Below are 18,159 nucleotides of genomic sequence, written 5' to 3'. Positions count from 1 at the left end.
TCGGATGCAGCGCCCCTATGGCGCGTCGGGCAGATCGAACACGCGGCCCAGCATCTGGTGCATATGGGTACGAAAGCGCTGCGACGCCCGCTCGTCCTCGATCCCGCGCCGCTGCCCCGTCCCGTCGAGGACCCCGCTCAGCGCGAACCCGTGCACACACCAGATCATCGCGTACGTGCTGAACAGCGCGTCGGCGTCGGCCGGCTTGGAGACCACGGCGATGCTGTCGACGGCGAGCTGGATGAGCTGCTGGACGGCGCGAGCCTCCAGATCGGCGATGTCGCTGGCGTCGGACAACCAGCGATGCCCCCACAACTGCGGGATCTCGGGATGCTCCACGCACACGTCGATGAAGGCGTCGACGAACCGGTGCAGCGCCGGCCCCCTCGCGTCGGCCGGGGCGTTGCGCAACTCCGCGGCCGTCTCCTCGACGGCGGCGCTCAGGGTTCTCGACGCCTGCTCCATGACCGTCAGGTAGAGCTCTCGCTTGGTGGGGAAATGGCTGGTCAGGGCCGGGGCGCTCACCCCGGCCGCCTCGCCGATCTGCTCGATGGAGGTTCCGTCGAAACCGAGCGCGGCGAACATCCTGGTCGCCGCCCGCAGGATCAGCTCCCGCTCGCCGTCTTCTGGAGAGTCCATGGACGTGACCCTAGGACGGGGGTGCGGACGGACCCCGCAGGTGATCGACAAGTACGGGTAAAACTAGGTCCCGCCGGACCGAACCGGCCGGTACGATCTGGCCATGCCCGTACCCAAGGGGGCGACCCTCGACCCCGCCCACACCCGCGCCACCATCCTGGCCGCCGCCACGCGCCTGCTCTACCAGCGCGGCCTCGACGGCATCGGCGTGGCCGAGCTCTGCGCGGCCGTCGGCGCCTCCAAGGAGACCCTCTACCGCCACTTCGGCTCCAAGGACGGGCTCGTTCGGGCCGTGCTGGAGGCCCGCAGCGACCACGTCGTGCGCTGGCTGCGCGCGGCGGCCGACGACGCGGGGGAGGACCCGGCCGCGCAGCTCGCCGCCGTCTTCGACGCCCTCGGGAGCTGGCACGCCGAGCCCGGCTTCCGGGGCTGCGCGATCGTCAACGCGGCCGTCCAGCGGCATGACGGCGCCCCGCGCACGGTCGTCGCCCGCCACCTGGACCGCCACCTCGACCTGCTGACCGGCATCGCGCGGCGGGCCGCCGCCGACGACCCGGTCGCGCTGGGCAAGCAGTTCCTGGCGCTCGTCGAGGGCGCCACCGTGCTCGCCGACCACCACGGCGACCTCGACGCCGCCCGCCTGGCCAAACAGGCGGCCCTGGCCCTGCTCCCCCGGAAGGCCTAGCGGCCCTGCTGCCCCGGAAGGCCTAGCGGCCGCTCCACTTCACCTCGTACGCCTTGAGGGTGAAGTCCTTGCCGTCCACCGACGTGGTGACCTGGCCGCCGGTGGTGTTGACCAGCACCATCTGCTCCGGCTGTGCCAGCACCCACACCTTGGGGTCGGAGGAGGTGACCGGATCCAGCCGCGCCTCGGCGGGGAACCACTTGGTGAAGTCGCTCAGCATCTTCCCGGTCGGCGTCTGCGCCCCGGAGCGGGCGTTCCACAGGCAGCCCACGCAGGGGGCCTGCTTGGCCTGCGGGTTCCAGTACAGAGCCGTGGCGGCGCCGCCGCGGGCCAGCTCGATCATGGAGGCGGCCTGGACGGCGAGCCGCTTGGGCTCCGGCCACGTGGTGCTGCCGTCCTCGGGCACGAAATACCACTCCGACCACCACACCGGCAGGTCGCCGACCTTGTCGCGCAGCCACTTGGTGACCGCGCCGAACTTGGCGAGCGCGCCGAACTCGTCCGGCAGCAACTCGTGGGCGTCGGTGGGCGAGGCGCCGTCGACCACGATGAAGTCGGCGCCCTTCTTGTTCTCGAACCAGTAGTTGAAGGCGTCCAGCACGTTCTGGTTGACCACGCCCCAGTCGCCGCTCAGCTCCGTGTCGCCGGACTTGTTGCTGTCGAAGCCGATGTAGGGCCCGCCCACCTTGGCGTCGGGCCGGACCGCCTTCACCGCGTCGTACACCTTGTTGTAGAGCTGGGTGTAGCCCTTGAAGTCCGCGGGCTCGGCGTGGTTCTTCCAGAAGCCCTTGAACTCGTTCCACACCATGAAGTACTTGACGTCGGGGTAGCGCTTGGCGACGGCCGCCGAGAGCTTGGCGAAGTCGTCGAAGTGCTTGGGGTAGGGCGCGTCCTCCAGGTGCTCCTTCCAGGCCGAGTCCTCCGTGGGGCCCTGGGGGCCGCCCTTCATCCAGTCGGGGGCGCAGCAGAGCGTGACGACCGCGGTGCCGCCGGACTCCTTGATGAGGTTGAGCCGGCTGTCGAGGTCCTCCCAGTGATACTCACCGGGATAGGGCTCGGGGTTGAGCGCGCCGAAGCCCATGATGTGCTGGTTCTGCAGCATCGGCGTTCTGGAGAGCGACCCGGAGACGTCCTCCTCGAAGCGGGGGCTGATGTTGTTGGCGCTGACGCCCGTGTGCGTGAACCCCCATCGGGGCCAACCGGGCTCCACGCCCGAGGCGGCCTTGGTCGTGGCCGCCGCCGTCGGCGCCGCCGAGGTCGGGCCGGGGTCCGGCGGGCCCGGCTCGGCCGAGCCGGTGAGAGCGCAGCCCGCGAGGGCCACGATCATGGCGCCCGCGCCGGTCAATCGCCGCCATGTCGATCTCGTGGTGTTCGATGCCACCCGATCCTCACCTGCTCCGCCCCGCCATCATGCCGCCTGTAGCGTTCCATGAGTGGCGCACAAGGGGCAGATCGGGAGCAGGGTTCACAGCTAATCGTTATCGTTCAGGCGGTGACAAAGGCTCTTGTTAGGGCGTATGTCCGAAAGTAAGGGTTCTGGGCTCACTCGGGATGATCTCGCGGAGTCTGGGCGGCCGGCGCGATCTCCCCGGGCGGCAGCTCGGACAGCGTGCGCACGGCGCGCAGGAAGCCCGCGCGGTCGGCCGGGGCGAGGCGTTCGAGCAGGCGGTTCTCGTTGGCCTGGATGGCGGTCTGGCAGGAGCGTTGGACGCGCCTGCCGTCATCGGTGATGGCGAGGATCTTCGCGCGGCGGTCACCGGGGTCCGGTTCCCGGGAGATGAGCCCGGCCTCCTGGAGCTGGTCCAGCGTGCCGATGATGCGGGTCTTGTCGGCGCCGATCGCGTCCGCGAGGGCGCCCTGGGTGCGCACCGAGCTGCCGCCCAGGGCGCAGAGCACGGAGTAGCCCCACATGGAGATGCCGTGCGCGGCCAGCACGGGATGCTCCGCCGCGATGAGTGACTGCACGAAGGGCTGCAGCATCGCGGCAAGGTCGCGGCGGTCGGTCACGCTGCCAAAGATACTCGTTGACAGATAATAAGCATCTGTAGATTATAGGCGGGTGACTACTAATATTGTGGCTTTCGACCGGCAGGCCGTGCAAACCAGCGTCGACCTGGCGGCTCGCATCAGCGTCGAAGATCTGACGCTCCCGACGCCGTGCGCGGCATGGACGCTGCACGGCCTGCTCGCCCATATGACCACCCAGCATCATGGCTTCGCCGCGGCGTCCAGCGGCGACGGCGATCCGGCCCTGTGGAAGCAGCGTTCCCTCGGCGAGGACCCGGCGGCGACCTACCGGGCCGCGGCCGAGCACGTCCTGGAGGCGTTCTCCGCCGACGGCGTCCTGGATCGCAGCTTCCCGCTGCCCGAGTTCACCTCCGGCAGCCCGTTCCCCGGGGCGCGGGCGATCGGCTTCCACTTCATCGACTACGTGGTGCACTCCTGGGATCTGGCCAAGACGCTGGGAATCGAGGTCGATTTCGAGCCGGAGCTGCTGGAGGCCGCCCTGGTCGTGGCGCGGGCCGTACCCGATGGCGCGGCGCGGGTCGCGCCCGGCGCGGCCTTCGCGCCGGCGCTCGCCTGGCGGGGCGGATCACGACTGGACGAGATCGTCGCGATCCTCGGCCGCTCGCCGGACTGGACCAACCCCAGGAAAACTCTCTGACGGAACTCCGCCTCAGCACGGATCGTTGTGGCCAGCGGCACATCATCGATCTTCGACAGGAGAACAGAGCAGTGGTCTTCAAACGGATGCTGGGTGCGTTCGGCGTCGGCGCGCCCTCGGTGGACACCGTGCTGTCCATGCCGCGGACCAAGCCGGGCGGCACACTCGAAGGGGAGGTGCGACTCAAGGGCGGCGACTTCGACGCCGAGATCGAGCACATCACCCTCGGCCTGGTGGCCAGGGTGGAGATCGAGCACGGTGACGGCGAGTCCGCAGGGCTCGGCGAGTTCTCCCGGCAGCAGGTCTCCGGCCCGTTCACGCTCGGCAAGGGTGCGGAGCGCGTCATCGCCTTCCGGCTGCCGGTGCCGTGGGAGACGCCGATCAGCGAGATCGGCGGGCAGCCGCTGAGGGGGATGGCGGTGGGCGTGCGCACCGAGCTGGCCATCGCCAAGGCCGTGGACAAGGGCGACCTCGACATGATCGCGGTCGAGCCGCTGCCGTCGCAGGTGGCCATCCTGGAGGCGCTCCTGCGGCTCGGGTTCGGCTTCAAGTCGGCCGACCTGGAGGCGGGGCGGCTGCACGGCGTGCGGCAGGAGCTGCCGTTCTACCAGGAGATCGAGTTCTACCCGCCGCAGCGGTACGCCGGGCTGGTGGGCGAGGTCGAGGTGACCTTCGTGGCCGATCCGGCCGGTCTTGAGGTGGTCCTGGAGGCCGACAAGCGCTCCGGCCGGCACTCCTCAGGCGACGCCATCGGCCGCTTCCACGTCGGCCACGACGACGCCCTGCGCACCGACTGGGCGGGCGAGCTCGGCCGCTGGCTGGAGGGCCTGGCACAGTACGGGCACTCCGGCGGCCCGCACTACCACGGCCATCAGGAGCACTACGCCCACCACGAGGAGCGTCCCGGCTGGGGGACGGTGGCCGCCGCCGGAGCCGTGGGCGTCGTGGGCGGTCTCGTGGCCGGCGAGGTCATCGAGGAGGTCGCGGAGGAGTTCTTCGAGGAGGACGGCGGCGACGAGGAGTGACCCGCCGGGCCCGTAACTGACGAGCCCGGTCCTCCTCCGGCCACGGGGCGCGCCACCCGTGGCCCTGGTTGACATGACCACTCCTTCACCAGGAAACTCAGCCGAAACACGCAACACGCGTACGGTAAACGTTTACAGGAGCGGTCGATGCCCGTACCCCGCTGGATCGCCGCCGGCGCGCTCGCCGTCCTGGCGTCACTCTCCCTCCTCACCGTCTCCGGGCCGGCCCAGACGGACGTGCGGGTCGGCGGCACGCTCACCACGGCCTCCGCGCCGTCCGAGGCGCTCGGCGAGAGCATCGCCTACACCCTCTACCTGCCGAACGGCTACGCCCGCGGCACCGCCCGCCTCCCGGTCCTGTACCTCCTGCACGGCCGGGGCGACACCATGCAGGCCTGGACGCGGGTCAAGACCGTGCTGGACGACATGATCCGCACCAAGCGCATCCCGCCGGTGATCGCCGTCATGCCGGACGCGCCCTGGAACGAGCGCGGCAACTGGTACGTGGACTCGGGCCACACCGAGGGCCGGCCGGTGGAGACGGCGCTGACCCGGGACCTGGTCGCGCACGTGGACGCGACGTACCGCACGGCGCCCATCCGGCAGGCCCGGCTGGTCGGCGGCTACTCGATGGGCGGCGCGGGCGCGCTGCGGTTCGCGCTGGCGCACCAGGACCTCTTCAGCGCCGCCGCCGTCCTCAGCCCCGCCGTCTACACGCCGCTGCCGCCCGCCGACTCCTCCGCCCGCGACTACGGCGCGTTCGGGAAGGGGGAGGAGAAGTTCTCCGACGAGGTGTACCGCGAGCTGAACTACCCGGCGCTGCTTCCCGCGCTGGACCCCGACCTGCCGGTGCGGCTGTTCGTGGCGGTCGGCGACGACGAGTACGCCAACCCCGACCCCGCCGACGCCCGCCACGACCTCGACTTCGAGTCGGCCGCCCTCTACAACGCGGCCCGGCGCTCGCCGGCGATCTCCGCGAACCTGCGCGTGCTGGACGGCGGCCACGACTGGACGGTCTGGACGCCCGCCTTCGAGCAGGCCATGGCCGAGCTGGGCCCCGGGCTGAGCGTCACGCCGCCGATCGGCCTGCCCGCCCCGCTGTACGGCACCGTCGCCGCCGACTGGGCCGGCGGCGTCGCGGCGCACGCCGACGGCTCGCTGACCATCGGGTACGCGGCCGGCAGCCCGGTGAACGGCCGGCCGCACGCGGGCCGGCTCGACGCCGTGCTCACCCGGACCGGCGCCTGGACCACGCAGTTCGGCACGGCCGCCGACGAGCGCCTGTACGGCGTCGCGGCCCTGCCGGACGGCGGGGTGCTCGCGGCCGGGTACACCAAGGGCGACCTGGACGGCCGGCACCCGGGCAACAGCGCGGACGACGCGTTCGTGGCCAGGCTCGACGCGAGCGGGACCGTGCGCTGGATCACCCAGTTCGGCGCCGCCGACGCGGCCGACCGCCTCTACGGCCTGACCGCGGCCCCCGACGGCGGCGCGTACGTGACGGGCTACACCAAGGGCGCGCTCGACGGCCCCAACCAGGGCGACAAGGACGCTCTGGTCGCCCGGCTCACCCCGGACGGGGCCCTGTCCTGGATCCGCCAGTACGGCGGCCCCGGCGAGGACAAGGCGTACGGCGTCGCCGCCGACGCCACGAACGTCTACCTCGCCGGCAGCGCCACCGCCGCCCTCCCGGGCACGACCGCACTCGGCGGCCTGGACGGCTGGGTGGCGGCGTACGGCGCGGACGGCACCAGGAAGTGGGCCACCACGGCGGGCGGCACGGGCGACGACCGGCTGAACGCGGTGACGCTCACCAGCACGGGCCTGGCCGTCGCCACGGGCCGCGTCGCCGGGGACACCCTCACGCTCGCCTACACCGCGCAGGGCAAGCGGCGCTGGCAGCACACCTTCGCCACGACGGCCGCCGACGAGGGCGCCGCCGTGACCGCGCTGGCGGGCGGCGAGGTCGAGGTCGTCGGCTACACGCGGGGCCGGGCCGGGGTCCAGGCGGGCGGCGCCGACGTGCTGACGCTCCGCCTGGACGCCAAGGGCGCCCAGCAGACGGCCGCCCAGCTCGGCACCGCCAGGGACGACGCCGTCGACCCGTTCGCCGAGCCCAACGTGTACGCCGCCGCGACCCCCTCGGGGCAGGTGGCGATCACGGGCCTGACGTACGGCGCCCCGGCGGGCGGTGACGCGCCGGGCAACGGTGACGTCTTCCTCACCACCGTCGACCCGGCCGCGCGTTAGAACGTCACCAGCGGATCACCGAGGAAGTCGGCGATGAAGTTGACGAAGAAGAAGCCGAAGAACAGGAAGTTCAGCACCAGGATGACGTAGTGCCAGGGACGCGGCCGGGCGGGGCGCGGGAGCTTGCTGTTGAGGTACATCAGCAGGAACGGATAGATCAGCGCGCCCAGGTTGGACATGTTCGCCGACCACTCCACCAGCCCCACCGGCAGCGTCTGGAAGATGATGATCGAGATGAGGATCAGCAGCACGATCATGAACGGGTAGTAGAAGCGCCGCGGGTCGCCCGAGATCAGCGCGCGCAGGCGCGGGCTCGTGGCGTTGGCCGCGTCCGTCGTCACCCGGACCATCGCCTCGAAGATGCCGAGCTGGGTGGAGAACAGGATCAGCACCCCGATCACCAGCGCGACGTAGAAGACCGCCCGCCCGTACTCGTCGCCGAGCGCGGCGGCCACGAACGTCGGGACGTTCGCCCGCGTGGGCTTCTCGCCCGACAGCGCGACCGCCTGCGACATGAGGAGCGTGGGCAGCAACATGCCGAGGATGGCGCCGACGAAGAAGACGCCCCACATGTCGACCATCAGCAGCCGGTACCACCGGCGCCACAGGCTCCGGTTGCGCTCGTCGTCGGGGAAGGTGACGCCGCTGGCCAGGACCTCGCTCCGCTCGCCGCGCAGGCCGGACAGGTAGCCGACCCGGTAGCCCATGCCGTAGCCCTTGTCACGGTAGTGGCCCATGACGTACCAGTTGAGGCCCGAGGCCAGCGCGGTGAACCCGGCCAGCGCGCCGAGCTGCGTGGCGGTGATCCCGGCCGGCGGGGCGGCCGGTGTGAGGAAGCCGCGGATGCCCTCCCACCACATGCTGAACGGCACCACGAGCAGGTCCACGGCCAGCAGGGCGATGAGGATGGTGCCGACCATCACCCAGTTCGCCAGCTCCAGGGCGCGGCTGATGCGGCGGGCGCCGGCCGTGATGAGAAAGACCAGCACCAGCAGCCCGATGGCCCAGAAGCGCGGCTCCAGGTCCGCGGCGGCCGGCGGAACGCCGTGGACCAGCGCGTACACGCCCTGTCCCGCCGAGGCGGCCCAGCCGCCGGCGACGAACGCGAAGATGACGATGAGCACCGACAGCGGCACCCAGAGCGGCCAGCCGGGCGGCACGCGTCCCCACCCGACCACCGGCGCCTCGCCGGTCGCGAGGACGTAGCGGCTGCACTCGACGTTGTAGAAGGTCTGCAGCACGGCCGACACGACGATGACCCAGCCGACGCCGATGAAGCCGTACTGGCCCACGTTGAGCGGCCCGAGCAGCCACTCACCGCTGCCGATCGAGATGCCGAGCGCGATCAGGCTCGGCCCGACGGCGTACTTGAACAGTTCCTTGGGCCCGATCCTGGAGACCTTGAAGACCTCTTCGGGTGTGGGCAGGTCGGTGACTTCGAGATCCGGACGGCTGACTCCGAGTGGGTGCGACATCTCAGTGCCTCCTCGCCGTCAGGGTGATCCCTTGGCACGAGGGCTACAAGACCCAAAGAGGTCCGGAACGCGGGCGCGCGGCCGTTCGCGGGCGGCTTCCCCGGGAACAGGTCCATCGCAGACCTGAGCGGCGCCGTCAGCGCGGGAGCCCTGTTCTGCGCGTACGGGGACTCGCTGAGGGAGGTGGGCTCATGGGCCGGAGGACCGCACCGGCGCTCGCTCTGACCGGGCTGCTGACTCTGACCGCCTGCCTCACCCCGTCCGGGCGCGGCGCCGGTGCGACCGGCACGTCGGGGTCCATCCCCGCCACCGCGACCCCTGACCCGCCGCCTTCGATCAGCGGCACGCCGGACGCGGGGGTTCCGGGTGGCGTGCTCACTCCGGCGCCGCCGGCCGGCGCCCCGCCGGCCGCGCTCCCCGCCCGCCCGGCGAGCTGCGCCCAGCCGGCCCCGTCCGCCGGCGATCTGCGGGCCGCGCCGGTCGCTGAGCGCCGGTCCGGCTGGCGGGTGGTCTGGCGCGAGGAGGGGCACGGCGCGCTGGACGGCCTGGCGGTCGCGGGCGACGGAGCGGTGTGGGCCACCCGATCGGTCCAGCGCAGGACCGGCAGCACGGTGGAGACGGCGTCCGGCGGGGTGCAGCGGTGGGACGGGCGGCGCTGGGCGGCGTTCCCGCTGCCCGGTGTGCAGGTCACCACGCTGGGGGCGGTGTCGGGGGAGCTGGCGTGGGTGTACGGGCGGGCGGCGGGGCGGCCTGGGGTGGTGAGCACGTTCAGCGCCGGCTCGTGGGTCTCGCGCCGGCTCGCCGAGCCCGCCGGCTCCTCCATCGGGCTCTACGGCACGGCCGCGCGTGGCCCGTGGGTGGTCTCCGGCCGGAACGCGATGCGGTGGCACGGGCCGTCCTGGCAGGCGTACCGGCTGCCGGCCGGGGCGAGCGCCGTGGGCGGCGAGGACGCGAACGTGTGGACGGTCGGGCCGGGGCCGGAACCGGCCGCCCGGTGGAACGGCTCGGCCTGGCAGGCCGTCGGGGTGCCACGGCTCGGCGCGCCGCGCGGGAGCCTCACGCCCCGGACGCGGCTCGACGACGTGGTGGTCCTCGGGGCGCGGGACGTGTGGGCGGTGGGCGGCGTGTCGTGGCTGGTGCCGGGGGAGTCCGACGCGCAGGGGGAGCCGCTGGAGCGTTCGCGGCCGGTGGCGCTGCACTGGGACGGAGACGGCTGGCGGTGCCGATGGGGGCCGCTCGGGAGCACGTTCACGCAGGCGGAGCCCGATGGCCGGGGCGGCCTGTGGGTGCTCGACTCGACCGGCTCGCGGCTGCTGCACCACGCGGACGGCCGCTGGACCGCCACCGGCGTGGCCGGCACGATCACGGGCCTGTCCCGGCGTCCCGGCTCGCCGGAGGTGTACGCGTCCGGCTCGGTCCCCGGCCGGGGCGGCCTCACCCGGGCGGTCCTCTGGCGCAGCGGGTGAAACCGCAGGCCGGCCGGGTGCGAGGGGACCCGATCGCATGTGACAGATCCGGCAAAACGACGAGACGCGTCGTGCGTGGCGTTACTGCACGTTACTGGACTGACTACGTAGAGTAGTCAGAGCCTTGTCACTTCGTGATCACTAGGGGAGATCATGAAATTCAACGTCATAGCAGCCGGTGGTGCGATTGTCACCGCCGCTGCCCTGATCGGGCTGGCCACTCCGGCCAGCGCCAACTCGGTCGTCTGCGAGGCGACCGTAGCCGACGCCACGCACTCGCTCCGCATCGACCGCTGGGGCGTGTACGCGTCCCGCCGCGACGCCGACGCCTGCGAGGGTGGCCACATCGAGGAGCGCAAGTACGACGACAACCGCGCATACGACGACAACCGCACGTACGACAACAACCGCAAGGACCACGACGACAACCACGACTACGGCTGGCGCGGCAACGGCTGGGGCGACCAGCGCTATGCCAGCAGCGGCTGGGACGACCAGGACTGGGACGACCAGGACTGGGGCGACCGCAACTGGGGCGACCGCAACTACGGTGACCGGAACTGGGGCTACCGGAACTGGAACGGCTACGGCCACCACGGTCACCACGGCCACCACGGTCACCACGGCTACGGCGACCGCGGCTGGGACGGTTACGGCGACCGCGTCTACAACTACGGTGACCGGGGCTGGGACGGTTACGGCTGGCTCGGCCGCTTCTAGCAGTTCGATCAGATTCGGTCCCGGGGCGCTGGTGTTGTGGCCCGGGACCTCCTGCTTTCCTGACCCGGCCTCCGGGCCGACGATCGACCCGGCACGCGGAGCACGAACACGCCCGGTTACCGGTCGACGATCTCGTTCTTGCCGATGACCACGACCCCGCCCCGGGTGAGGGCGAACCTGGTGCGGTCGTATTCGAGGTCGAACCCGATCCGCGCGCCGTCGGGGATCACCACGTTCTTGTCGATGATCGCCTTGCGGACGATGGCGCCCCTGCCCACCTTCACGTTCTCCATCAGCACGGAGTCCTCCACCAGCGAATGCGAGTGGAGCACCACCTTCGGCGACAGGATCGACCTGATCGCGGTGCCGCCGGAGACGATCACGCCGGGCGACACCAGCGAGTCGATCGCCCGCCCCACCCGGTCACCGTCGTTGTGCACGAACTTGGCCGGCGGCAGCGGGTCGTGCCCGGTGAAGATCGGCCACTTGTCGTTGTAGAGGTTGAACACGGGATGCGCCGAGATGAGGTCCATGTGGGCGTCGTAGTAGGCGTCCAGGGTCCCCACGTCGCGCCAGTAGCCGCGGTCGCGCTCGCTGGAGCCGGGGACGATGTTGTTGGCGAAGTCGTAGACGTCGGCGCCGCCCGACTTGACCAGCATGGGGATGATGTTGCCGCCCAGGTCGTGCTTGCTGGTCGGGTCGAGCGCGTCCTCGCGCAGCGCGTCGATCATCGACTGCGTCTTGAACACGTAGTTGCCCATCGAGGCGTACACCTCGTCGGGTGAGTCGGCCAGACCCACCGCGTCCTTCGGCTTCTCCCGGAACGCCACGATCCGCCGGCCCTCCGGATCGGTCTCGATCACGCCGAACTGGTCGGCCAGCGACAGCGGCTGCCTGATCGCCGCCACCGTCACGTCCGCGCCCGAGTCCTCGTGCTGCTCGACCATCTGCCGCGGATCCATCCGGTAGATGTGGTCGGCGCCGAACACGATCACGTGCTCCGGCATCTCGTCGTAGATCAGGTTCAGATTCTGGAACAGCGCGTCCGCCGAGCCCGAGAACCACCGCGGCCCGAGCCGCTGCTGCGCGGGCACCGGGGTCACGTAGTTGCCGAGCATCGCCGACAGCCGCCAGGTCCGTGAGACGTGCCGGTCAAGACTGTGGTTCTTGTACTGCGTCAGTACGACGATCTTCAGAAACCCGCCGTTCGCCAGATTGGACAGCACAAAGTCGACCAACCGGTACATCCCACCGAACGGCACCGCCGGTTTCGCCCGATCCGCCGTGAGCGGCATCAGCCTCTTGCCCTCTCCACCAGCCAGCACGACCGCAAGCACCCTCCGGGACCTCATGCCCAGGACGCTACCCTCAAATGGCCGATCTATCGACGAAACCCGGCACGGTGAACTTCCTTCGTGTCCTCATTTGTCGGGGGATGCGCGAACCGGCGTTACCGAGCTTGGGCTTGTCGATGTGTTCCCTATGCTCACGTTGACCATAAGGTCGTGTCATGCGTGTTGATCTGCTCAGCCGGGAGTACCCGCCCGAGGTGTACGGCGGGGCCGGCGTGCACATGGAATACCTGGCCAGGGAGCTGCGCAAGCTCGCCGATGTGCGGGTGCGCTGCTTCGGGGCCGCCCGGGTCGAGCCGGGGGTGTCGGCCTACCGCGTCCCCGGTGGCCTGGAGGGCGCCAACGCGGCCCTGCAGGTGCTCGGCGTGGACCTGGAGATGGCCGCGGCCTGCGGCGGCGCGGACGTCGTCCACTCGCACACCTGGTACGCCAACTTCGCCGGGCATGTCGCCAAACTGCTGCACGGCATCCCCCACGTGGTCACCACGCACAGCCTGGAGCCGCTGCGGCCGTGGAAGGCCGAGCAGCTCGGCGGCGGCTACACGGTCTCGTCGTGGGCCGAGCGCACCGCCCTGGCCGCCGCCGACGCGGTGATCGCGGTCTCGGAGGGCATGCGGCGCGACGTCCTGGCGGCCTACCCCGAGATCCCGGCCGAGAAGGTCCGCGTCATCCACAACGGCATCGACACCGCCGAGTACGCCCCCGACCGCGACACCGACGTGCTGGTCAGACACGGCGTCGACCCGAACCGCCCCTACATCGTCTTCGTGGGCCGCATCACCCGCCAGAAGGGCCTGGTCCACCTGCTGCACGCGGCGCGCGCCTTCGACCCGGAGGCCCAGCTCGTGCTCTGCGCGGGCGCGCCGGACACGCCGGAGATCGCGGCCGAGGTGACGGAGCTGGTGCGCGGCCTGGACCGGGACGGCGTGTTCTGGATCCAGGAGATGTTGCCCAAGCCCGAGGTCATCCAGCTTCTGACGCACGCGACGGTGTTCGTGTGCCCGTCGGTCTACGAGCCGATGGGGATCGTCAACCTGGAGGCGATGGCCTGCGAGACGGCCGTGGTGGCGACGGCGACGGGCGGCATCCCGGAGGTGGTGGCCGACGGGGAGACGGGGCTGCTGGTGCCCATCGCGCAGGGCGCGGACGGCGAGCCGCACGACCCGGAGCGGTTCGCCGCCGACCTGGCCGAGCGGGTCAACGCGCTGCTGGGCGATCCGGCCCGCGCGCGGGCGCTGGGCGAGGCGGGGCGGGCGCGCGCGATCGAGCACTTCTCCTGGGAGCGCATCGCCCGCCGCACGGTGTCCCTCTACGAATCTCTTCTTTGAGCGGATCTTTTACGGCGGAGCCTGCCTGGCGCTACTGGCCCGCCCGTTCGAGGACGACGATCGGGATCTCGCGGTCGGTCTTCTTCGTGTACTCGTCGTAGTCCGGCCACGTCGCGGTCATCAGCCGCCAGAGCTCGGGCCGCTCCTCCGGGGTGGCCGTGCGGGCGCGGGCCTTGAACCGGTCGCCCTTCACCTGCACCTCGACCTCAGGGCCGGCCAGGAGGTTCTTGTACCAGTCGGGGTGGTCGGGATCGCCGCCCTTGGACGCCACGACCACGTGGTCGGAGCCGTGCTTCTGGTAGATGAGCGGTGTCGTATACGGTTCGCCGGAGTTGCGGCCCTTCGTGGTCAGGAGAAGGACGATGGTGTTGTTCCAGTCGTGCCCCTCCGCCCCGTCGGTCTCCTGATAACGCCGGACGTGTTCCTTGCCGTAGAGCATGTCTGCCAGCTACCCACGCCGGGCGTGACCTCACCGTTACTCGCCGGGGTCTGTACGAGAAGTTAACGAGCCTGGCACACTGCGATTGTGTAAGCGCTTACACCGGGTCAATATGGAAGCGCTTACACCAACAGGAGGAAGCTCCGATGGACGTGACCATCTACGAGGTCGCCCAGCGGGCGGGCGTGTCGATCGCGACCGTGTCCAGAGCGTTGCGCGGCACCGGGCCGGTGGCCGTCAGGACACGGGAGCGAGTGCTCAAGGCCGTCGAGGAGCTCAACTTCACACCCAGCCGCCTCGGCGTCAGCCTCGCCGAGGGCCGCCACGCCGCCAACGGCATCGTCTTCCCCGACCTCGCGGGCCCCTACTACACCGAGGTGCTGCTCGGCTACGAGGAGGTCGCCTCCGAGCTGGGACGCTCGGTGGTGATCCTGTCGACCAAGGGGCGCACCCGGGTCAACGACCTCATCAAGGACCTGGCCGGGCGGGTGGACGGCCTGCTCATCTTCGGCCACACCGTGCCCGAGCCGCTCGTCGCCGAGTTGTTGCGGCTCGGCGTGCGCCTGGTGTTCATCTCGCGCGAGCCGCTGCCCGGCGCCGACACCCTGCGCAGCGAGAACACCGACTCGGCGCGGACGCTGGCCCGGCACCTGGCCGGGCACGGCTACCGCCGTTTCGCCTTCCTCGGCGCGCCCATGGCCGCCAAGGACGACGTGGACGAGCGCTGGCAGGGCGTGCGGTTCGTGCTCGGCGGCGCGATCGAGGCCGTCCCCACGCGGGCGTACACCGTGGAGTGCGGCCTGGAGGCCGCCAGGGTGCTGCTCAAGGGCAAGGACCGGCCCGAGGCGATCGTCTGCTCCGACGACGAGGTGGCGCTGGGGGCGCTGCTCGCCGCCGAGGAGCTGGGCCTCGACGTGCCCGGCGACCTGGCCGTGACCGGCTGGGACGACATCATGGCGGCCCGCCACGCCCGCCCGGCGCTGACCACCGTACGCCAGCCGATGCGCGAGCTCGGCGCCTGCGCGGCCCGCGCGCTCGACGAGCTGATCACCGGCGCCCGCGACACACCCGGCCACCGCATCCTGACCACCGAGCTGGTGATCCGGTCCAGTTGCGGTCATCACCCCCAGGAGGCACCAACGTGAACACCATCCCCCGGCGCGCCGCCACCGGCGGCCTGCTGACGATCGCGATCCTGGCCGCCGGCTGCGGCCGCGGCGCCGGCCAGGCACCCGAGCAGGCGCAGAACGTCACGACCGGCAAGGTCACGGGGGAGGTCACCGTCTGGGCGATGGGGGAGGAGGGCAAGGCGCTCGGGGCGTTCGCCAAGGACTTCGAGGGCGCCCATCCCGGCGTCAAGATCAATGTCACGGCCATCGGCTGGGACGTGGCGCACGACAAACTCACCTCGGCCATCGCGGGCGGCGCCACGCCCGACGTGAGCATGATCGGCTCGACCTGGTCCGGCGAGCTGGCCAAGACCGGCGCGCTCGAACCGACGCCGGGCAACCTGGTGGACAAGTCACGCTTCTTCCCCGGCGCGTGGCAGACCGTCGAGGTGAACGGCACGGCCTACGGCGTCCCGTGGTACGTCGAGACCCGCGTCCTGTACTACCGCACCGACCAGGCGGGCAAGGCGGGCGTGCGGCCACCGGCGACCTGGGCGGAGTTCACCGCGTTCGCCAAGGCGCTCAAGGACAAGGGCGGCGCCGAGAGCGGCTTCAACCAGAGCTACACCCTGGGCGCGTCCTGGCAGGAGGTGCTGCCGCTGATCTGGCAGGCTGGCGGTGAGATCGTCAAGGACGGCGCGTACACCTTCGACACCCCGCAGGCGCTGACCGCGCTCAAGCAGTACGCGTCGCTGTTCCAGCAGCGGCTGGCCCCCACGAACCTGCCCGGTGACGCCTTCCCGCAGACGTTCATCAAGGGCCAGGTCGGCGGCTTCTTCTCCGGCCCGTGGATGATCGGCGTGCTGAACAACGACGGCGGCCCCGGCTTCAAGGACAAGTTCGACGTCGCCCCCTACCCCAAGGGTCCCGTCTCGGCCACGAGCTTCGTGGGCGGCGCCGACATGGCGGTGTTCAAGAAGGCCAAGAACCGCGACGCCGCCTGGACGTTCATCCAGTGGCTGAGCGAGCCGCGGGTGCAGGCCAAGTGGTACACCACGGCCAAGTCGCTGCCCGCCGTCCAGGCGGCCTGGCAGGAGCCCGCGCTCAGCGCCGACAAGCAGCTCGCGGTCTTCGGCGAGCAGCTCAAGGACGCCAAGACGCCGCCGCCGTTCCCGACGTGGGAGCAGGTGGCCAGGGTGCTGGAGACCGAGCTGGAGAAGCTGGCGCGCGGCAGGCAGACCCCCGAGCAGACGGCCAAGGCCATCCAGTCGCAGGCCGACACCATCGGGACCGGCCTGTGAGTGTCGCGTTACGCCGCTCCGGCATCGGATGGATCTTCATCCTGCCGTTCGTGGTGTTGTTCGCGGTCTTCTACCTGGGCCCGCTGCTGGTCGGCATCGGCGCGAGCTTCACCGACATGCGCAGCACCGACGTGACCGACCCGCTCCGCGTCGACCCGGTCGGCGTCGAGAACTACCTGCGGCTCATGGACGACGCGGCCATGCGCCGGGCGGCGCTCAACACCGTGGTCTTCGTGCTCACCGCGCTGCCGCTGACCATCGGGCTCGGGCTGGCCGCGGCCGTGCTGCTCAACACGGGCATCGCCCGCCTGCCGGCCGCGTTCTTCCGCCTCGGCTACTACCTGCCGAACATCACCAGCATCATCGGCGTCGCCGTCGCCTGGAAGTTCCTGCTGGAGCCGGAGGCCGGGCTGGTCAACCGGCTGCTGGAGGCGGCCGGCGTCCAGGGCCCGGACTGGCTGCAGAGCGAGAGCACCGCCCTGCCGTCGATCATCGTGATGACGGCCTGGCGCAGCTTCGGCTTCGACATGGTCGTGCTGCTGGCCGCGCTGCAGAGCATCCCGAGGGAGTTGTACGAGGCGGCGGAGGTGGACGGCGCCGGCTGGTGGGCCCGCTTCACCGCGGTCACCGTGCCCTCGCTCCGTCCCGTGTTGTTGTTCTGCACGGTCTACAGCTCGGTCGGCTTCATGCAGTTCCTGGAGGAGCCCCTGGTCATGACCAGGGGCGGCCCGCTCAACTCGACGCTGTCGGCCTCGCTGGCGATCTTCAACCAGTTCGGCGTCGGCAACTACGGCTACGCCGGAGCGGCGGCCACGGTGCTGTTCACGGTGATCGTGGCGCTGGCCGTCCTGCAACTGCGGCTCGGGAGGCGAAGGTGAGCAGGACCCGCCGCCAGCGCGCGGTCGTCTACGCCGGGCTCACGATCGGCCTGCTGCTGGTCATCGGGCCGTTCCTGTGGACGGCGCTCAGCTCGGTCAAGCCCGAGCAGGAGATCAGGCGCGACCCGCCCACGTTGTGGCCGATGACGTGGACGACGGACAACTTCACCGAGTTGTTCGACCGGGTGAGCATCGGCACCGCGTTCGCCAACAGCATGCTCATCGCGCTCGTGCTGGTCGCCACCAACCTGCTGTTCTGCTCCATGGCCGGCTACGCCTTCGCCAAGCTCTCCTTCCGCGGCAGGGAGCCGGCGTTCGCGCTGGTCCTGGTGCAGCTCGCGATCCCGGCGATCGTGGTGATGATGCCGCAGTTCGTGCTGATCGCCAGGCTCGGCCTGGTCAACACGTTCATCGGGATCATCCTGCCGACCGTGGTGACGCCGCTCGGGGTGTTCATGATGCGGCAGTTCATCTCCGACCTGCCGGACGAGCTGATCGACGCGGCCCGGGTGGACGGCGCCAGGGAGTTCCGGATCTTCTTCACGGTCGTCCTGCCGCTCTGCGGGCCGCCGCTGGCCACGCTGGGGCTGATCACGTTCCTCGGCTCGTGGAACAACTTCCTGTGGCCGGCCGTGGTCGCGCAGAGCGAGAGCCGCTACACCCTGCCGGTCGCACTCAACATCCTCAACGGGCACGAGGGCACCCACTACAACCTGCTGGTCGCCGGATCGGTCGTGGTGATCGCGCCGATCCTGTTCCTCTTCGTCTTCCTGCAGCGCTTCTTCATCCAGGGCATCGCCACCACCGGCCTCAAATAAGAGGAGCCC

General features: G+C 70.9%; 17 protein-coding genes. 11 read left to right on the top strand and 6 right to left on the bottom strand.

Annotated features, from left to right (window positions below):
* Window positions 1–15: 15 nt before the first annotated feature.
* Window positions 16–639, bottom strand: a complete 624-nt coding sequence (locus ACWD0F_RS23380; RefSeq protein WP_449878694.1) for a TetR/AcrR family transcriptional regulator — start codon at window positions 637–639, stop codon at window positions 16–18.
* A gap of 103 nt (window positions 640–742) precedes the next feature.
* Between ACWD0F_RS23380 and ACWD0F_RS23375 the strand changes: the two genes are divergently transcribed.
* Entirely contained in the window at window positions 743–1,324 is a 582-nt protein-coding gene (locus ACWD0F_RS23375; RefSeq protein WP_449878692.1) for a TetR/AcrR family transcriptional regulator, read from the top strand.
* Window positions 1,325–1,346: 22 nt separating this feature from the next.
* On the opposite strand, the gene ACWD0F_RS23370 is transcribed toward ACWD0F_RS23375, so the two are convergent.
* A complete protein-coding gene (locus ACWD0F_RS23370; protein WP_449878690.1) occupies window positions 1,347–2,705 on the bottom strand; it encodes a xylan 1,4-beta-xylosidase in 1,359 nt (452 codons plus the stop codon).
* A gap of 161 nt (window positions 2,706–2,866) precedes the next feature.
* Entirely contained in the window at window positions 2,867–3,331 is a 465-nt protein-coding gene (locus tag ACWD0F_RS23365) for a MarR family winged helix-turn-helix transcriptional regulator (RefSeq protein ID WP_449878688.1), read from the bottom strand.
* A gap of 52 nt (window positions 3,332–3,383) precedes the next feature.
* On the opposite strand from ACWD0F_RS23365, the gene ACWD0F_RS23360 reads away from it, so the two are divergent.
* The 3 genes from ACWD0F_RS23360 (at window position 3,384) to ACWD0F_RS23350 (ending at window position 7,264) form a co-directional block, all read left to right on the top strand.
* Window positions 3,384–3,989: a TIGR03086 family metal-binding protein gene (locus ACWD0F_RS23360; protein ID WP_449878686.1), complete on the top strand. Its 606-nt coding sequence runs from the start codon at window positions 3,384–3,386 to the stop codon at window positions 3,987–3,989.
* A 71-nt stretch (window positions 3,990–4,060) separates the two neighbouring features.
* Window positions 4,061–5,014: a sporulation protein gene (locus ACWD0F_RS23355; RefSeq protein WP_449878684.1), complete on the top strand. Its 954-nt coding sequence runs from the start codon at window positions 4,061–4,063 to the stop codon at window positions 5,012–5,014.
* 147 nt (window positions 5,015–5,161) lie between these two features.
* Window positions 5,162–7,264, top strand: coding sequence for an alpha/beta hydrolase-fold protein (locus ACWD0F_RS23350; RefSeq protein WP_449878682.1), 2,103 nt, complete (start codon window positions 5,162–5,164; stop codon window positions 7,262–7,264).
* On the opposite strand, the gene ACWD0F_RS23345 is transcribed toward ACWD0F_RS23350, so the two are convergent.
* Complete coding sequence (locus ACWD0F_RS23345) at window positions 7,261–8,739, bottom strand: Nramp family divalent metal transporter (RefSeq protein ID WP_449878681.1); 1,479 nt, start codon at window positions 8,737–8,739, stop codon at window positions 7,261–7,263. The genes ACWD0F_RS23350 and ACWD0F_RS23345 overlap by 4 nt on opposite strands.
* 191 nt (window positions 8,740–8,930) lie before the next feature.
* Between ACWD0F_RS23345 and ACWD0F_RS23340 the strand changes: the two genes are divergently transcribed.
* Together ACWD0F_RS23340 and ACWD0F_RS23335 are read left to right on the top strand one after the other, a co-directional pair.
* A complete protein-coding gene (locus tag ACWD0F_RS23340; protein ID WP_449878679.1) occupies window positions 8,931–10,205 on the top strand; it encodes a hypothetical protein in 1,275 nt (424 codons plus the stop codon).
* A 153-nt stretch (window positions 10,206–10,358) separates the two neighbouring features.
* On the top strand, window positions 10,359–10,925 hold the full coding sequence (locus ACWD0F_RS23335) for a hypothetical protein (RefSeq protein WP_449878678.1): 567 nt from the start codon (window positions 10,359–10,361) through the stop codon (window positions 10,923–10,925).
* Window positions 10,926–11,041: 116 nt separating this feature from the next.
* Here the strand turns inward: ACWD0F_RS23335 and glgC are convergent, their stop codons facing one another.
* The gene (gene glgC / locus ACWD0F_RS23330) at window positions 11,042–12,277 is read right to left on the bottom strand and encodes a glucose-1-phosphate adenylyltransferase (RefSeq protein ID WP_449878676.1); all 1,236 of its coding nucleotides are present in this window, start codon (window positions 12,275–12,277) and stop codon (window positions 11,042–11,044) included.
* A gap of 158 nt (window positions 12,278–12,435) precedes the next feature.
* Between glgC and glgA the strand changes: the two genes are divergently transcribed.
* Window positions 12,436–13,605, top strand: a complete 1,170-nt coding sequence (gene glgA / locus ACWD0F_RS23325; protein WP_449878674.1) for a glycogen synthase — start codon at window positions 12,436–12,438, stop codon at window positions 13,603–13,605.
* A gap of 31 nt (window positions 13,606–13,636) precedes the next feature.
* Here glgA and ACWD0F_RS23320 read toward each other — a convergent pair whose 3' ends face one another.
* Entirely contained in the window at window positions 13,637–14,044 is a 408-nt protein-coding gene (locus ACWD0F_RS23320; RefSeq protein ID WP_449878672.1) for a nitroreductase family deazaflavin-dependent oxidoreductase, read from the bottom strand.
* Between the two features lie 146 nt (window positions 14,045–14,190).
* On the opposite strand from ACWD0F_RS23320, the gene ACWD0F_RS23315 reads away from it, so the two are divergent.
* From ACWD0F_RS23315 to ACWD0F_RS23300, 4 genes are read left to right on the top strand one after another with little or no spacing between them, the layout of a single operon-like run.
* Complete coding sequence (locus tag ACWD0F_RS23315) at window positions 14,191–15,189, top strand: LacI family DNA-binding transcriptional regulator (protein ID WP_449878670.1); 999 nt, start codon at window positions 14,191–14,193, stop codon at window positions 15,187–15,189.
* The gene (locus tag ACWD0F_RS23310) at window positions 15,186–16,454 is read left to right on the top strand and encodes a sugar ABC transporter substrate-binding protein (RefSeq protein ID WP_449878668.1); all 1,269 of its coding nucleotides are present in this window, start codon (window positions 15,186–15,188) and stop codon (window positions 16,452–16,454) included. Before ACWD0F_RS23315 ends, ACWD0F_RS23310 begins: the two co-directional genes overlap by 4 nt.
* Entirely contained in the window at window positions 16,451–17,332 is an 882-nt protein-coding gene (locus ACWD0F_RS23305; RefSeq protein WP_449878666.1) for a carbohydrate ABC transporter permease, read from the top strand. The genes ACWD0F_RS23310 and ACWD0F_RS23305 overlap by 4 nt, the downstream gene beginning before the upstream one ends.
* Window positions 17,329–18,150, top strand: a complete 822-nt coding sequence (locus ACWD0F_RS23300; RefSeq protein WP_449878664.1) for a carbohydrate ABC transporter permease — start codon at window positions 17,329–17,331, stop codon at window positions 18,148–18,150. The genes ACWD0F_RS23305 and ACWD0F_RS23300 overlap by 4 nt, the downstream gene beginning before the upstream one ends.
* The last annotated feature ends 9 nt before the right edge of the window (window positions 18,151–18,159 follow it).

The organism is Nonomuraea sp. NPDC002799, from assembly GCF_053592075.1.
This window is presented reverse-complemented; position numbering and strand designations above follow the sequence as displayed.

Coding starts and splice junctions, on each gene's coding strand:
- ACWD0F_RS23380 (WP_449878694.1), bottom strand. CDS start 639: ATGGACTCTCCAGAAGACGGCGAGCGGGAGCTGATCCTGCGGGCGGCG.
- ACWD0F_RS23375 (WP_449878692.1), top strand. CDS start 743: ATGCCCGTACCCAAGGGGGCGACCCTCGACCCCGCCCACACCCGCGCC.
- ACWD0F_RS23350 (WP_449878682.1), top strand. CDS start 5,162: ATGCCCGTACCCCGCTGGATCGCCGCCGGCGCGCTCGCCGTCCTGGCG.
- ACWD0F_RS23345 (WP_449878681.1), bottom strand. CDS start 8,739: ATGTCGCACCCACTCGGAGTCAGCCGTCCGGATCTCGAAGTCACCGAC.
- ACWD0F_RS23340 (WP_449878679.1), top strand. CDS start 8,931: ATGGGCCGGAGGACCGCACCGGCGCTCGCTCTGACCGGGCTGCTGACT.
- ACWD0F_RS23335 (WP_449878678.1), top strand. CDS start 10,359: ATGAAATTCAACGTCATAGCAGCCGGTGGTGCGATTGTCACCGCCGCT.
- glgC (WP_449878676.1), bottom strand. CDS start 12,277: ATGAGGTCCCGGAGGGTGCTTGCGGTCGTGCTGGCTGGTGGAGAGGGC.
- glgA (WP_449878674.1), top strand. CDS start 12,436: ATGCGTGTTGATCTGCTCAGCCGGGAGTACCCGCCCGAGGTGTACGGC.
- ACWD0F_RS23320 (WP_449878672.1), bottom strand. CDS start 14,044: ATGCTCTACGGCAAGGAACACGTCCGGCGTTATCAGGAGACCGACGGG.
- ACWD0F_RS23315 (WP_449878670.1), top strand. CDS start 14,191: ATGGACGTGACCATCTACGAGGTCGCCCAGCGGGCGGGCGTGTCGATC.